Here is a 14,952-nt window from a genome sequence, read left to right as displayed (position 1 = left end):
GCCTATCGACAAGACATGCGGGACGTGTTAGATATCCCCCCCCTTGCCGTTTTTTCATTCCTGCCGTTTACTGTTATGTTGACCACGCTTCTCATTCTGGGAGTATCCGCCGTTTTATTTGTCCAGGGGAGGGTCCGTTCCGATCTTGTCGCGCTGTGTTCCCTTCTCTGCCTGATGATGTTCGGGATTTTGAGCCCGGAGCAGGCGCTTTCCGGCTTTTCCAATTCCATTGTGGTGATGATGGTGGGGCTTTTCGTGGTGGGAGGCGCCATTTTCCGGACGGGCCTGGCCAAGATGATGGGCGGCAGAATCATGAAGCTGGCCGGCAGGAGCGAGTTGCGCCTGCTGGTGCTGACCATGCTTGTTACGGCCGGCATAGGCGCTTTTGTCAGCAATACGGGGACAGTGGCGCTGATGCTGCCTATTCTGGTGAGCCTGGCCGCAGACGGAGGCATCCAGACGAGCCGCCTGCTCATGCCCATGGCGTTCGCCAGCAGTATGGGCGGCATGCTGACGCTGATCGGCACGCCTCCCAACCTTGTCGTCAACAACCAGCTTCAGGAGGCCGGGATGGAGGGGCTGGGCTTTTTTTCGTTCACCCCCATCGGCTTTGTCTGCATCGTGACGGGCATTCTGGCTCTGATTCCCCTCAGCAGGAAGTTTCTGGGTCGCCATGACGACAGGGCGGAAGACGAGGCCAAGGGGAAATCCCTCAGCCAGCTGATAGATGAGTACCAGATTATTAATAATCTTTACCGCCTCCGGGTGCTGGAGGATTCCCCTCTGACGGAACATCCTCTGCACGATCTTCAGATACCGGACCTTTACCGCGTGAATATTGTGGAGGTGCGCCGCAGGCATTCCGGCCGGCATTCCTTCCTGCAGACGGTCAGCCAGACCATGGCGGGTTCAGATACGAGGGTGGCCCGGGGCGACGTCATTTATGTAATGGGGGAGTTTGAGGACGTAGCCCGTTTTGCCCGGGAATATGGGGTGGAGATGATTAACCGGAAGACGTCGGAAGATACGGATTCCCTGTTGAAAAGCAAGTTGAAGTTTGACGAGATAGGCATTGCGGAAATGCTGCTCATGCGGAACTCGGATCTGATCAACATGCCCGTGAAGTCTTCGGGGCTGCGCGCCAAGTACGGGGTCAATATTCTGGCCATCCAGCGGGACAATCATTACATTTTCCATAATTTGAAGGATGTGAAGCTCCAGTACGGAGATACGCTGCTGGTTCAGGGAACCTGGACGGATATTGCTCGCCTGAGTGAGAAAACTTTTGAATGGGTCGTGGTGGGCCAGCCTCTGGCGGAGGCCTCTAAGGTGACCCTGACGCATAAGGCCCCCCTGGCCGCAGGCATTATGCTGCTGATGATTGCGGCCATGGTGTTTAACTGGGTGCCTGCTGTGGCGGCGGTGCTGGTTGCCGCTGTCCTGATGGTGTTGTGCGGTTGCCTGCGCAATGTGGAGGAGGCGTACCGGACGATCAACTGGGAGAGCATTGTCCTGATTGCCGCCATGCTGCCGATGTCCGTAGCGCTGGAGAAGACGGGCGCCTCAGAGGCTATTTCCCATGGGCTGGTGGCCGGGCTGGGGGGATTCGGGCCGTTTGCCCTGATGGCGGGCGTTTATTTCACGGCTTCCCTGCTGACCATGTTTATCAGCAATACGGCTACGGCGGTGCTTCTGGCGCCTATCGCCCTGCAATCCGCGGCGAGTATGGGCATCAGCCCCTATCCGCTGCTGCTGGCGGTTTCCGTAGGCACCAGCATGTGTTTTGCCTCTCCCTTTTCCACGCCTCCCAATGCCCTGGTCATGCCGGCGGGGAAATATACGTTCATGGATTACGTGAAAGTGGGCGTTCCCCTGCAGGTGATTATGGGGCTGGTCATGGTCGTGATGATTCCGCTGTTTTTCCCGTTCGGGAAGGCTTGACCGGGGGGAGTTCATGCGGCGGAAAAGGGGCATGGCCGGGTAATTTGCATGTATTGCTAAAAAAAGAGAGACAACCGGCACGTGCGGGAGTAGAAAAGGATTATTCAAAAACCCCATTTAATCATGAAGTATTTGCTTATTGTTCTGGCCGTTGCGTTCGCCATGCCTTCCATGGCGGAGGAAGACGCTCCCAAGAGAATGACTTCTGCGGAGAAGAAAGCCGTTCTCCTTGAAAAATATGATATTAACAAGGATGGCAAGCTGGATTCCGAAGAGAAGGCCAAGATGAAGGAAGACCTGAAGAAGCAGCGGGAGGAGGAACGGGCCAAGAGGCACACTTCCCGCAGAGCGGATTAAGTTTTTTCCGTTTTAATGGCCTGTTTCCCGTCCGGTTTGAATCGGTTTCAGACCGGGCTGGGCCGTTCCGTCTGCCGCAAGGCAGTTGGCGGAATATTGGCCGCCCATTCTTTTTACCGGCAGGGGGGGAATTTGTTCCCTCCTGTTGCCGCGCGCCCGGAATCCAGGTTACACGCCGGGGCCGGTTCCGCGTCTGCCGCGCGACCTGATTTTATAGGCCAGTGTGTCCGCCAATTCCCGAAGGGCATTGAGCGGATTTTTCCGCAGAACGTGGCGGCCTTTCAACACGGCTCCAGGCCGGATGGTTCCCGTTTCCCTGTGGCTGTGAATGACTGCCGCTGTTTGGGCGAACATATTGTATTTTTCCAGCACCAGGCGCCTTGCTTCACGGATGGCGGGAAGCCGTTTTTCATATTCTCCGTCTTCCATGGTCTTGCGGATGATTTCCAGGGCTTTTTGCGGGTTGTCCAGCGGAATGGGGATGAAGCTTTCCTGCGGGAAGCATTCCGTTGCCAACGGATCCCCGGCGTAAAAAGGAAGGGTCATGGCGACAAAGGCATCAGACAGTTTTTCCGTCCAATGGTGGGGTTCCAGATGGTTTTCCACGCATAAATGATATTTGTAGTCATCCATGGCAACGGTTTTATTTTCTATTTCCCGGATACCGTGTCCGAACCAGTCCAGTTCCGGCAGACGGTCCGCCAGGTAGCGCGTAAGATCATAGCGCTTTTTATGCATGGTATGCGTATGCTGCTTGGCGGAGCAGATGGTGGAGAGCATTTTTGTCTTCGGGAATTCCTTCTGATCCAGAATTTCCTGCATGGGTTTGATATACAGCCATTCAAGACATCCGCGGCCCAGGGTGTGCCCGGGATGCGGAAGGTCCCGGGCAGAGTGGGTGGTGAGAACGGTGCCGAACTGGCTGGTGTATGCCCTGCTGTATATTTTGATGGAAGGGGGCTCCACCGTGATCAGGATAGTCTGATCCGGCGGGCAGAGAAGGGGTTCCGTTTCATTCCTGACGGTGCCCACGGGAGTTCTGGGGAATTCGTCGTATACCAGAATCCAGTCGTAATCCGTCATGGCGGCGTCCGTGCAGAACAGACAGTCGCCCCACAACAGGGATTCCGTTTGATCCGGAGAGGCCTTCATGGATTTTCTGATGACCTTGATGCGTGTGGGGCGGGGGGAATCCGTCATGGGAGTACAGGCGTTGAAGAAGGGGGGCGCGGCATGGCCTCCATATTCCGGGGCATTTATCCGGGACCATCGCGAAGGCGTTGCTGCCCGGCGCCAGTGTAGGGGGCCTGCATGCCTTGTCAATGTCAAAGGATTGGATGTTTTCCCGTGCGGAAATTCCGTCAATTGGCAGCTGTTCTTTCCATTCCCGGGAAAAACTGGCCGATGAAGTCGCCGACCATTTTTTTGGCCCCATAGGGGGAAAGGTGGTTGTCGTCGCAGTACATTAATTGGCCGCCGTCTTCCGCCAGCCACCGCCCGTTTTTATGGAAGGCGCCGTGGAGGGGAATGAAGCGGCACAGGCCTGTGGATTCCATGTGCTCCAGCAGGGAGAATACCGGACGCTGCCGCGCGATGAAGTCGCCGTCCAGCAGGCGGTCTGTCCGTTTGGCGTTCAGCAGGGCATTGCGGCGCATAAGCTTGCGCGGACCGAAAGTCCATTCGGGAACGGGGCCCAGCAGCACAGTTTCCTTGCCGGCTTTCCGGAGGCGCGCGCAGGTGTGGCGCAGGCCGTCTGCAACCAGTTGTTTCAGGCGCGCGTCCCGGCGGTTGTTGACCAGTTCAATCCAGCGGTTGTGGATGAATACGGTCTTGATCTGAGGGGTATTTTCCAGCCAGTCCAGGATGAGTTCCATATTGTGTTCCCAATGGGGGTACATCAGGCGCAGGAGCGTTAGGGAAGAGGCGTCTCCGGAGCCGGAAATGCCGCTCAGCGGACACAGGCGCGCGCGGTAGAACAGGCCCGAACGCTGAAGAAGCCGGGCGGCCTCGTCAAACCCGGGGGAACTGGCCATGGCGTGACTGTCCCCCATAAGCAGGAAGGAAGGGGCCTGCCCGGTTTTTCCCAGCAGGACAAAGGGGTAATCCGTCACATCCCCCAGCTCCGGATGATGGCGCTGGATGGCGTTCCCCTTTTCCACCACCGCCCGGTCAGGAGGCGTGATGCCGAAGGAGGGAGGGAAGGCCGGCCCTTTCCAGTATTCAGGGAATTCCATGTTGTTGGCCGCTACATGCCAGTAATCCCGCGCGCCGTCCGTCCATTTGAGCCATTCACCGGCAAGTCCCAGCATGAGGCACCCCGTTGCCGTGGCCAGAAACGCTTTTTGGGGATTTTGCCATGAGACGGTCGTTCTGAAGGGAGTTTCCACGAATTTCCAGGAGAGGAAACCCAGAAGAAGAGAGAGAAGGAACATTCCCGCATAATCCCAGGGAGCGCATTCGTCGAAGCAGATGTACGTCCAGTACACGATAACCGGCCAATGCCACAGGTACAGGGAGTAGGAGATTTTGCCGATGCTTGTGCTGAGCGGGTGTCTGAGGATACGCCCGGACCAGCCATGGTTCCCGTAACGGATAAGCAAAGCCGCCCCCGCGATGGAAGGGATGGCTGTGTATCCGGGAAAAGGAGTGGAAGGAGTATAGCAGACAAATGGGAGCAGGATGCCGGCCCATCCCGCCGTCCGCAGCCATCCGGCGCCCCGGTTTTGTTCCGCGGCGGGGGCGAGGGCCAGAAGGCAGCCGGCCAGAAGTTCCCAGGCGCGGCAGTAAAGCAGGTAGAAGGCCTTGTTATGTTCCAGATGCTCCATGTGGCAGACGGCGGCGAAGAAGGAGAGGCCCAGCACCCCCCATAGAACGGGCTTGACGGCTTTTTCCCTGAATTTCCAGAGCAGCCACAGGGTGAGTGGAATCATGAGGTAAAATTGCTCTTCCACGCTCAGGGACCACAGGTTCAGCAAAGGGTTTTCTTCCGCCGCCGGGCTGAAGTAATCCCCTGTGGTTCTGCTGAAATAAATGTTGGTGATGAAAAGGGCGCTGGATCTTACCGTCCGGCCCAGAGTCCGCAGGTCATCGCAGTCCAGCACGACGCAGCCGAAGGCCAGCACAACCGCAATCAGACAGAAATAGGCGGGCATGATGCGCCTGATTCTCCGGAGGTAAAAGGAGGTCAGGAAGAAGGTCCCCTCCTTCAGGCCGCGCATAAGGCCTCCGCCAATCAGATATCCGGAGATGACAAAGAAGATGTCCACGCCTGTATAGCCCCCCGGGCAGATTCCTTCCTGCAAATGGTACAGGACGACGGCCAGCACGGCAAAGGTGCGCAAGCCGTCAATGTGCGGGAAATAGGTTCCGTGGATGGCGCCTCCGGCTTGATGTAGAGAAGGTGAACAAAAGGTTTCAGAAAAGCATTTGCTCATGAAGCGGAGAGAGGGTAGATGGGAGTGGGGAAAGGCGGATGGAGGAAAACCGGCATGGGTTGAATGGCCCGGAAATTCTGGTCAGCGGCGCAGGCGGTTTTTCAGCCGCCGCCATGCCAGCTGCATCCTGTGGCCGCGTTTTAAGAAGCGCTGGTAGTAGGATACCCATGTTCCGTCACCTTTGCGGCGCGCTTCTTCCGGTGATTGGTCGAATATTTTGTAAAGTTTGGTCGTTTCCCTTTCCGTCTCTTCCAGAAAGCGGGCTTCCTGTTCCGGGGTTTTCCAGGGACGCGACATGATTTCACACCACAGGCTGTCGTCTTCGTCCACTTTTTTCACATAGGCCACGGCATCGTCCAGGGTTGGGAAGTCGTGGCAGTTGATGAATGAGGCGGAATTGAATTCCCGGCTGATGTCCGGATTTCCCCAGTAAATGGGAATGGTGCCCGCAAGCATGCTGGTAACGATTTTCTCGCTGGTGTAGCCCGGATACCATGCGTTTTCAAAGGCAATGGAGAATTTGTACGGCTTTTTCATGCTGATGGAGGAGCCGTACCAGTCTTCCGCCCGGTGGCCGTCCCCCGGCGTATTGTTAAGGTGGGGCCCCAGAGAATTGACGAACCGGAAAGCGGAGAGCTTGTGGAACATGGCATCCCGGTTGGGATGGGATTTGCGGTTGGCGTAAATAAAGTTGCAGAAACCCGTTTTGGAGGCCAGGAGAGCATGGGCATCCAGGCCTTCCTTACCGCCGTGCACTTCCTGCAAATGGTGGCGAAGGTAGGGAAGTTTGACAGTACGGTCGCTTCCGGGCACCGTATCGAGCCCGATGTAATAGTCAAACAGCATGAAATCCGGCGCAATGGCTTCATGACAGCCATACATGACGGTGATATGGCCGGGGGCCCGTTCCAGAAAATCGTAAAAAGCTTCCCGGTTGACGTAAAACCAGGGGGTGGCGACCAGGTAATCGAAATCGGAGTCGTCTTCCACCACATGATACCGGCTTTTCAGAAGCTGGAGCATTCCTTCCCTGCCGAAATCCGGAGTGGACTGTAAAAAGGAGATTTTGAGCGTTTTCATGGGGCGTGGCGGAACGGTGCAGAGTGTATGGGGCGTCTTTTTCTTGTCAATGACAAAGGAGGGTGCGTCCGGGTGTACAGGAACAGGCAGCCCGGGGTTGAACGCCGGCCGTTTTCACTCTTTGTAACGGCGTTCCCGGAGCGTTTCCTCATACAGGGCGGCGTGTTGTGCGGCAATGACGGGGTAGGAGAATGTTTGTTCCGCGTGGCGGCGGCCTTCCTCCGCCAGAGTCCGCAGGAGTTGTCCGTCCAGGATGAGCCGCTCGCAATGGGCGGCCATTTGGTTCAGGTCTCCCTGCGGAGCGACCAGCCCCGTCTTTCCGTCCAGAACCGCTTCCGGAACTCCTCCCGTCCGGAAGGTAACGGAAGGGGTCTTGCAGGCCATGGATTCCAGAGCTACGTTGGAAAGGACATCCTGAAGCGTGGGGTTCAGGAAAATGTCCGCCGCGCTGTAAAGCCCGGCCAGCCTGTTCATATCCGTAATGAATCCGGCGTTTGTGCTGGGGAAAGGGTAGTCCACATTTTTTTCCTGGTTGCCGAAGAGCAGGAGATGAAGGTTCCGGTGCCCGCGCCGGTATAGTTCCTCCAGCACCAGAGGAATGAAATGGCCGCCTTTGACCGGATTGAACAGGCCGGTTGCGCCGCAGGCGATGACGAACGCCCCGGGCGGGATGCCCAGGGACGCCCGGACGGCATTCCGGTCTTCCGCCGGACGGAAAAGGTCCGTGTCCACAGGATTATAAATCTGTACGATTTTTCTTCCAGGGAACATGCGGCTTTTTTCCACTTCCCTTTTCAACCAGAGGGAGGGAGTTACGAGGGTGAGGGACGGGATGCGGCCGAAGGCGCGGCGTTTGCGGGAAAACAGCCACGCTGGAAGGTTGCGGAAGAGGCGTGGAGCGCCAAGCTGGGGACAGTTGCCGCGGCATTCGTTTTGGAACAGGCCGCAGTCCATGGTGCAGTGGCATCCCGCGGTGCAGGCAAACATGTCGTGCAGGGTATAAACCAGTGGGCGGCGGATATGGCGCAGCTGCGAGAAATCCACGGTTCTGCCGCCTATCCAGTGCAGATGCACTACATCGGCTTTTTCCATTTGGGCCGTGTCAAATCCCATGCCCAGCACGTTCAGGGAGAAAGGCAGGTCTTTTCTTCTTGCCGGCAGCAGAATGTCAAATCCATGGGCCAGATGCCGGCGCAAGGCGTCCGCAGCCCTTCTGGCGGGGGGCCTGTGAATTTCCAGGCCGTCGATTCCCTTGCGCCTCCGGAGCAGCAGGGTGGATTTCAGACCGGGAATATGCCGGTTCAGAGCGTCGCTCAACCGGTAAGGGGCAGAGCTGGCCGATACGCTATGGGAGACTTGAAATATTGTTCGGCATTGAGGAAAAGCCACATAGGGAAGTATGAGGATTAGGAATCCGCCGTCAAGCCTACAAATCTGAAAGAAAAACGTTTTGGGGAAATTCAGGCTGCCGGTATTTGGTGAACTGTGACAGGCTGTTCCCAACGTGATGATTTTTTTATTTGCAGATAAGGGAAAAGCCGGGTTCCGGTGACGGCATAACCGTGAAGAGGGGTGGCAGAATGTCGGCGGAGGATGGTGCGAGGGCGGAGTTTTGGAGTGGGGAGATGTTTCTTTTCATGATGGCAAAACATTCCTGATCAGATGGAAAGGGTTTGTTCAAATAACCGTCGTTATATGGCGGAAACGGCAACTTAAGGAGTGAAGGAATTTTAGGAATGAAGCCGTGGAAAAGGGCGGGAAAATAGTTCATGGGGCGTCAGATTGCCCTGTCCGGAAGCAGCGCGAAGTCCGGTTGTTCCGGATGAGGAAGCTTTACCGGATTCCTAATCCGTTCCTTTTGGAGGAAAGGAGGATCTGCCTGCATTTTTCCAGCCATCCCTTTTTTCCGGTCCGTGGGATTCCCATGTCCCGTCTGTCCTGGAATGGGAACGCGGAGAGCTGTTCCCAGTTTTCCGCATAGGTTTCCGATCCGTCAAGGGTGGTAATGCCTCTCAGTTTGCACAGGATGGAGAAGATGCTCTGGTCATACCGGTTTTCCACGAACCCCGGCAGGTTGGGGGAAACGGAAGGAGTGTTGTCCGCGAGATGCAGATGGTCGTAAAAGACATGGAGCCAATCCCGGATCAGGCTTTCCGTGAGCGGGTTCTTTTTCAGAAAAACATGTCCGCCCGCAATTTGCTGGGTGTGCGTGATATGTCCGTCTTTTTCGGAAACGCCGAAGTGGCGGAAGATATCTCCTTTGGTCCATTTATATTCCGGCTGCCCGTTGGTGAAGACCAGCATGCCGCGGCTGTCGCGGTCCAGCATGCTTACGTATTCCCGGAAGCGCGCCATTCCGTTGGCGTTGATATGGCAGCCTGCATCCAGATAAAGGAGGCGGTCGCCTTCCTCCATTTTTTGGAGGACATGGTGGATGGCCCAGGGTTTCCAGGACCAGTATCCGAATCCCCGGCAGGACGGGGTCAGGTACCGGCCCATGCGGCTGGTGAATTCTGCGGAAAGGTCATGTTCCGTGAAAAGCGTGATCTCATCAAAAAAATCCAGTTCTTCCGCCTGCCTGCCCAGCCGCTCCAGAGTAGCCGACATGCGGGAGTCTGCAAATGAGAGAAAACGATTCATTGATCCGGAATGGGAGGGTAAGGCAATTTACAGGGAAGGCGGCGATGTGTCAAACGGCTCTTCCAGAGAGGCGTTTTCTTGTTGGAATCCATTGGGGCAGACTTGGGAAAAATGTTCCGCAAGCATTTTTTTGCAGGAGTAATAACGTCCTCTTTGTCCGGGAAGCAGGGAACAGGCGGCCAGCAGAATGCGCCCCCAGCCGTGGGGAACCGGTTCCGCCGAGTTCAGCAGGTCCGCCAGTTGCCTGTCCCGTCCCGCCAGCGCGGAGAGGAAACGTTCTCCTTCCGCTTTCTGGTAGAACAGCTTCCATAAGTTCAGCGCAGAACGTTGCTGGACAGCGGTCATTTGATGGAAAAGGGGATGCTTGGAAACAAAAAAGGGCCTGATTTTCCGAACGCCGTAAGCGAACAGTCCTTCATTTTGCCACCCTTGTTTCTGCCAGTAGTCCACAATGTACAGCAGCCGCTGGAATTCCTGTACGCATTTGGAGTAGGTGGGTGTGTTGCAGCGGCGGGAGAGGGAGCCGTTGCGCATAAGGCGGTAATAATACAGGCAGTCGGGAATGAACAGGAGGCGGGAGGCGTGGGGAACGGCCATCAGCCGGAAGGTTTCATCCTCCGCGCCGGATTTCAGATGCACGTTGAAACGGAGGCGGTGGGCATCCAGCATGCTTTTCCGGAACAGCTTGCTCCATACGCAGATGTCCATTTTCCCCCAGATGGAATCCCGGAAAAAGCTGGCCGGAGAGGCGTTCTCTTCAAAATGCCGGGAGGGCGATCTTCTTTTGGCCTCAATAAGCCGGTCTGACGAGTCTTCAAAAACATGGTTGCCGCATTCCACGATGTCTGCGTCATATTCCAGAGCCGCCGAAAAAAGGCGGGAATACATTTCCGGGTCCATGTAGTCGTCTGGATCCGCAAAGCCGACATAAAGGCCGCGGGCGGCATCCAGCCCTGCATTCCTGGCTGCGGAGACGCCCGCGTTCCGCTGGTTCAGAAGGGTGATTCTGTCGTCCTTTTCTTTCCAGCGCAACAGGCGTGTCCAGGTCGCGTCCGTGGAGCCGTCATTGATGCAGATAATTTCAATGTTCCGCAGAGTCTGGCGTACCAGACTATCCAGACAGCTGTCCACATAAGCGGCTACATTGTAGCAGGGAACAATGATGGAAACGTCGGGCATCATAGGGGTGGGGAGGTGTGTAACGGATTTACAATCCGTGGTCAATGATAATTTTTGCAAGACAGGCATTACCGATTTTTTTAACGTTTCCAGCATGAAAAGGAGGTATGGGAGACGCATTCTCCGCAGATTGCGCGGGGATTGCGTTCCAATGGTTTTCCGCATGGAACGATCAGGGTTTGGAGTGTCCGGATTGTAAATTCGTTGAAAATTGGGAACCGGGGAACGTTTCAAATGGCAGTTGCCTAGGGACGGGGGGATGTGGTACAAAAAGCCGTACAACTTTTTTATTGATTCTTCTCTTATGATTATTGTCACGGGTGGGGCCGGCTTCATCGGCTCAAACATTGTCGCCGCTCTGGAAAAAGCCGGTAAAAAGGATCTTGTGGTGGTGGACGAGCTGGGCTGTTCCGACAAGTGGAGGAACATCGCCAAGAGAGAGCTGTGCGCCGTGGTTTCTCCGGAAGGCATGCTTGATTATATGAAGGCGCATGCGGAGGAGGTGGAGGCGGTCATTCACATGGGGGCCATTTCCGCCACCACGGAGACGGACGCCGATTTGATTATCCGGACGAATTTCACGTTGAGCTGGCATTTGTGGGAGTTTTGCTCCCTGTACGGCAAACGGTTTATTTACGCTTCCTCCGCGGCCACTTACGGGGACGGTTCCTTGGGGTTTGACGATGACGCCTCCCTGGAGCACGTCAACGCGCTGCGGCCCCTGAACGCATACGGCTGGAGCAAGGCCCTGTTTGACCGCAAAGTGGCCCGGGAAGTGAAAGAAGGGCGTCCGGCCCCCCCCCAATACGCCGGGCTTAAATTTTTCAACGTGTACGGCCCCAATGAATACCATAAGGGCGGGCAGAAGAGCGTGGTGGCCCATATATTCCCCCAGGTGAAGGCAAATGAGACGGTGAAGCTATTTAAGTCTTATCATCCCGATTACCGTGACGGATGGCAGCTCCGGGATTTCGTGTGGGTGGGCGACTGCGTGGATGTGGTGCTTTGGCTGCTGGAGCATCCGGAGGTGAGCGGCCTGTTCAACGTAGGTTCCGGGAAGGCACGCTCTTTCCACGATCTGGCGAAGGCGGCATTCCATGCGCTGGGCCTCCAGGAAAAGATTGCCTACCGGGAGATGCCTGAAGAGCTCAGGGGAAAATATCAGTATTATACGCAGGCGGATCTTTCCAGGCTGCGCGCTGCCGGCTATGCAGCGCCCATGACTTCCCTGGAGGATGGCGTGCGCCGGTACGTGCAGGAGTATCTGGACAGGGAAGACAGTTACGTTTAACCCCCATTTCTTTTTTCTCCCATGCCCGCACAGCGCATTCTGATTATCAAGCATGGCGCCCTCGGCGATGTGGTGCTCGCCATGGGGACGATGAAGCGGCTTCGCGAACTTCATCCGGAGGCGCATATCACCCTGATGACCATGGGAATGTTTGTTCCCATGGCGGAGCAGCTCGGGGTGTTTGACGATTTTATCGTGGACAACCGCCTGCCCTACCGGAAGCTGGGCGCCACCTGGGAAGCCGTCCGTTCCATAGTGAAGGGGAATTTTGACGTGGTGTACGATCTTCAGGAATCTTCCCGCACAAGAAAACGCTATTATCCCGCCGTGCGCTTCCTGCTGGACCATGACATGGACTGGGTGGCCTGCAATTCCGGGGAACGGCGCAGATTGCTGAAAAAGAAATCCTTCCGGTGGGGGAAGGTGGAACGGGCGCCGTTCCGTTTGGAACGCGTCCTGACGGATCTTTCCTTCATGCACGGGGAGGGGCTGCACTTTGACGAGCTTCCGGAACGCTATGTGATGATGATTCCGGGCTGTTCTCCCAACCATCCCTACAAGCGCTGGCCTGTGGAGAATTTCTGCGCCCTGGCGAAACGCCTGGCGGCACGGGGCGTGTTCTCCGTCGTGATCGGCACCCGGGCGGAGGCTGCGGAAGTGGAGGCCATTGCTGCCAGCTCTCCCCTGGCTGTCAGTTTTCTGGGCAAGTCTTCCCTGATGGATATTCCCCAGATGGCTTTACGTTCCCTGGCTTGTGTGGGCAATGATACGGGGCCTACGCACATGTGCGCCTATGCCGGGGTTCCCGTGACCGCCATTTTCTGCCACCGGACGCGCAACTCCGCCATTACGGCCCGGTGCATTTCCAACCTGATTTCCCCCGGCGCCATTGAGGAAATTACAGTAGACCAGGTATGGTCCGCTCTGGAACCCTTTCTGCCGCCGCAGGAGGGGCTTGAACAAATAAGGGCGGCAGGCTCTCCGTTGGCGTCATGACGGTTCCCGTGAACATTTCCGTGCTGGTTCCGGTTTACAATGTGGAGCCGTACCTGGCCCAGTGCCTGGAAAGCATTTGCTCTCAGACGCTTCGTGAACTGGAAGTAGTTTGCGTGGATGACGCTTCCACAGATGGCTCTCTGTCCATTCTGCGGGAATTCGCGGAGCGGGACCCGCGGGTGAAAGTGGTGCAAGCCCCGGAAAACGGCGGTTTATCCCGTTCCCGGAATCTGGCGATGAACCATGCTGTGGGAGAATATCTGTTTTTGGTGGATTCCGACGATTGGCTGGAGACGGATTTGCTGGAGGAGATGTATTCCCGTGCGAAGGCGCTGGATGCCGATAAGCTGGTATGCGGGTTCCGGTATTATTACGAGGCCGACCCCGACAGGGAAGACCGGTTCCTGCCGGAGGATATGGCCTCTCCGGAAAAGGGGTGGATTCCCAGCTCTCCGGAGACCATTGGGAAAATACATCATGGAGCGGGAGGTATGATGATCAGGCGTTCCATTGTGGAAAAGCATGGCATCCGGTTCCCCGAGGGCGTTGCCTGTGAAGACCTGTATTTCCATTACGCCGTTTTTCCGTGGTGCAGGAGAGTTTGCGTCGTCAGCAGGGCGGCTTACGTTTACCGCAAGCGGGCCGGGTCCATTACCAGTGGTTTTGCGTCCGGCAGTTCCCTCCAGTCGCTGGATTACCTGACGGTGGCGGAGCTGGTGCTGAAGGAATGGAAAGAAGCCGGAATTCTGGAGGAATACAGGACGGCATTTTTGAAAATGCTGGTAATGGGCGTGAGGAATATCCGCAAATACGCCCCTCATGCCGTTCAAAAGGAGGTTACCCGGAAGGTGGCCGATATGCTTTGTCAGGAAAATCTGTACCGTCCCGGAGAGGATGATTCCAGTCTGTCCCGCCGGGAAGGAAAGTTGCTGAAAACCTGGATGGGCGGAAAATCCGGCTTGGACTTTTCCTATTACTGGAAGAGAATACGCAAGGCGGGAGCCCGGTTGCTGCGCCGCTGACACCACCCGAATGAACGATCCGATGAAAAAGAATGAATTTGCCGTCGTCCTGGCCAGTGACAACCGGGGTATCCTGCCTTTGAGCGTTACTGTTTTTTCTCTTCTGAATACTGCCGGTCCGGAGACTTTTTACAAAATTTACGTGCTTTCCGACGGTATTGACGGAGAGAACCGGGCAAGCGTGGAGCGTCTGGCCGCTCCGTTCGATTGCCGTCTGGAATTCATAGACGTTTCCGGAATTCTGGAAGAGCACGACTTTCCCCATACGGAACAATGGCCGGTGCCCGCCTGGGGACGCGTGTTCATCCCGGAATTATTGAAGGAAGAGCGGGGCAATATTCTGTATCTGGACATTGACGTTTTGGTTTGCCGGGATTTAACGGAGCTGTTCCGGACGGATATGGACGGGAAAGCGGTAGGGGTGGTGTTTGAGAATTTTTCCAGACCCGGTTCCCATTTTAACGAGCGTCTCGAGATGCCGCTGACCTGCACGGGATATTTCAATTCCGGCGTGCTGCTGATGAATGTGGATGTTTTCCGGGAAAGGAATCTGGTCAGGGCTGTGCTGGATTACGCCGTCACTCACCGGGACAGGCTGACTTGCCCGGATCAGGATGCCTTGAATGGAACCCTGTGCGAACTGACTGTGCCGCTGCACCCGCGCTGGAACTGGCATGACGGTCTGACGCGCCGCATTTTGAAGAACGATCCCCGGGAACGGTTCTGGCGCGGCGTTACTCCGCGCCAGGCGGTGGAAGCGGCTCTGGAACCGGGCATTCTTCATTACCAGGGGGTGCACAAGCCCTGGCGGTATAATTGGCGTTATGAGGGGGAACGTTACGAACGGGTTATGCGTGAAGCCGGGCTGCTGTGCGGCCCGCTGCCAGGAAGAACGCTCCCGGCCGTCTTGAAAAAGCACCTTTACCGGCCTGTTTACCGGCTGACGGCGAGAAAGATTTTAAGGCTGAAGGAAAGGTTTGACCAACAGCCTGTCTGAAAATATGGCATCCGT

The 14,952-nt window shown here is 56.3% G+C and carries 12 protein-coding genes; 6 read left to right on the top strand and 6 right to left on the bottom strand.

The annotated features are described in order from the left end of the window. Positions 1-75: 75 nt before the first annotated feature. Both O4G22_RS04050 and O4G22_RS04045 read left to right on the top strand, forming a co-directional pair. Positions 76-1,941 (top strand): SLC13 family permease, encoded by a 1,866-nt coding sequence (locus O4G22_RS04050; protein ID WP_306702229.1) that lies wholly within the window; start codon positions 76-78, stop codon positions 1,939-1,941. Positions 1,942-2,064: 123 nt separating this feature from the next. After that, on the top strand, positions 2,065-2,298 hold the full coding sequence (locus O4G22_RS04045) for a hypothetical protein (protein WP_306702228.1): 234 nt from the start codon (positions 2,065-2,067) through the stop codon (positions 2,296-2,298). Between the two features lie 168 nt (positions 2,299-2,466). Here the strand turns inward: O4G22_RS04045 and O4G22_RS04040 are convergent, their stop codons facing one another. From O4G22_RS04040 to O4G22_RS04015, 6 genes are all read right to left on the bottom strand, one after another. After that, positions 2,467-3,498, bottom strand: coding sequence for a glycosyltransferase family 10 domain-containing protein (locus tag O4G22_RS04040; RefSeq protein ID WP_306702227.1), 1,032 nt, complete (start codon positions 3,496-3,498; stop codon positions 2,467-2,469). A 161-nt stretch (positions 3,499-3,659) separates the two neighbouring features. Next, positions 3,660-5,732 (bottom strand): acyltransferase family protein, encoded by a 2,073-nt coding sequence (locus tag O4G22_RS04035; RefSeq protein ID WP_306702226.1) that lies wholly within the window; start codon positions 5,730-5,732, stop codon positions 3,660-3,662. An 81-nt stretch (positions 5,733-5,813) separates the two neighbouring features. Then, positions 5,814-6,812 carry a glycosyltransferase family 10 domain-containing protein gene (locus O4G22_RS04030; RefSeq protein WP_306702225.1) on the bottom strand — a complete coding sequence of 333 codons (999 nt, stop codon included), beginning with the start codon at positions 6,810-6,812 and terminating at the stop codon, positions 5,814-5,816. Between the two features lie 114 nt (positions 6,813-6,926). Then, complete coding sequence (locus tag O4G22_RS04025; RefSeq protein WP_300770748.1) at positions 6,927-8,129, bottom strand: glycosyltransferase; 1,203 nt, start codon at positions 8,127-8,129, stop codon at positions 6,927-6,929. 516 nt (positions 8,130-8,645) lie between these two features. Beyond that, the gene (locus O4G22_RS04020; protein ID WP_300797011.1) at positions 8,646-9,452 is read right to left on the bottom strand and encodes a hypothetical protein; all 807 of its coding nucleotides are present in this window, start codon (positions 9,450-9,452) and stop codon (positions 8,646-8,648) included. 27 nt (positions 9,453-9,479) lie between these two features. Beyond that, positions 9,480-10,634, bottom strand: coding sequence for a glycosyltransferase family 2 protein (locus O4G22_RS04015; RefSeq protein ID WP_300770761.1), 1,155 nt, complete (start codon positions 10,632-10,634; stop codon positions 9,480-9,482). A 301-nt stretch (positions 10,635-10,935) separates the two neighbouring features. On the opposite strand from O4G22_RS04015, the gene rfaD reads away from it, so the two are divergent. Genes rfaD through O4G22_RS03995 form a run of 4 tightly spaced genes read left to right on the top strand, consistent with a single transcriptional unit; the run spans position 10,936 to position 14,937 of the window. Then, the gene (gene rfaD, locus O4G22_RS04010; RefSeq protein ID WP_290489407.1) at positions 10,936-11,922 is read left to right on the top strand and encodes an ADP-glyceromanno-heptose 6-epimerase; all 987 of its coding nucleotides are present in this window, start codon (positions 10,936-10,938) and stop codon (positions 11,920-11,922) included. Between the two features lie 21 nt (positions 11,923-11,943). Next, the gene (locus O4G22_RS04005; RefSeq protein WP_306702224.1) at positions 11,944-12,918 is read left to right on the top strand and encodes a glycosyltransferase family 9 protein; all 975 of its coding nucleotides are present in this window, start codon (positions 11,944-11,946) and stop codon (positions 12,916-12,918) included. Next, entirely contained in the window at positions 12,915-13,940 is a 1,026-nt protein-coding gene (locus O4G22_RS04000; RefSeq protein ID WP_306702223.1) for a glycosyltransferase family 2 protein, read from the top strand. Before O4G22_RS04005 ends, O4G22_RS04000 begins: the two co-directional genes overlap by 4 nt. 10 nt (positions 13,941-13,950) lie before the next feature. Next, the gene (locus tag O4G22_RS03995) at positions 13,951-14,937 is read left to right on the top strand and encodes a glycosyltransferase family 8 protein (RefSeq protein WP_306702222.1); all 987 of its coding nucleotides are present in this window, start codon (positions 13,951-13,953) and stop codon (positions 14,935-14,937) included. The last annotated feature ends 15 nt before the right edge of the window (positions 14,938-14,952 follow it).

The organism is Akkermansia muciniphila, assembly GCF_030848305.1.
Taxonomy (GTDB): Bacteria; Verrucomicrobiota; Verrucomicrobiia; order Verrucomicrobiales; family Akkermansiaceae; genus Akkermansia; species Akkermansia muciniphila_A.
This window is presented reverse-complemented; position numbering and strand designations above follow the sequence as displayed.

Excerpts from the sequence above, each read along its gene's own strand:
- rfaD (WP_290489407.1), top strand. The coding sequence starts at position 10,936 with ATGATTATTGTCACGGGTGGGGCCGGCTTCATCGGCTCAAACATTGTC.
- O4G22_RS04000 (WP_306702223.1), top strand. The coding sequence starts at position 12,915 with ATGACGGTTCCCGTGAACATTTCCGTGCTGGTTCCGGTTTACAATGTG.
- O4G22_RS04040 (WP_306702227.1), bottom strand. The coding sequence starts at position 3,498 with ATGACGGATTCCCCCCGCCCCACACGCATCAAGGTCATCAGAAAATCC.
- O4G22_RS04020 (WP_300797011.1), bottom strand. The coding sequence starts at position 9,452 with ATGAATCGTTTTCTCTCATTTGCAGACTCCCGCATGTCGGCTACTCTG.
- O4G22_RS04030 (WP_306702225.1), bottom strand. The coding sequence starts at position 6,812 with ATGAAAACGCTCAAAATCTCCTTTTTACAGTCCACTCCGGATTTCGGC.
- O4G22_RS03995 (WP_306702222.1), top strand. The coding sequence starts at position 13,951 with ATGAACGATCCGATGAAAAAGAATGAATTTGCCGTCGTCCTGGCCAGT.
- O4G22_RS04005 (WP_306702224.1), top strand. The coding sequence starts at position 11,944 with ATGCCCGCACAGCGCATTCTGATTATCAAGCATGGCGCCCTCGGCGAT.
- O4G22_RS04045 (WP_306702228.1), top strand. The coding sequence starts at position 2,065 with ATGAAGTATTTGCTTATTGTTCTGGCCGTTGCGTTCGCCATGCCTTCC.
- O4G22_RS04050 (WP_306702229.1), top strand. The coding sequence starts at position 76 with ATGTTGACCACGCTTCTCATTCTGGGAGTATCCGCCGTTTTATTTGTC.
- O4G22_RS04035 (WP_306702226.1), bottom strand. The coding sequence starts at position 5,732 with ATGAGCAAATGCTTTTCTGAAACCTTTTGTTCACCTTCTCTACATCAA.
- O4G22_RS04015 (WP_300770761.1), bottom strand. The coding sequence starts at position 10,634 with ATGATGCCCGACGTTTCCATCATTGTTCCCTGCTACAATGTAGCCGCT.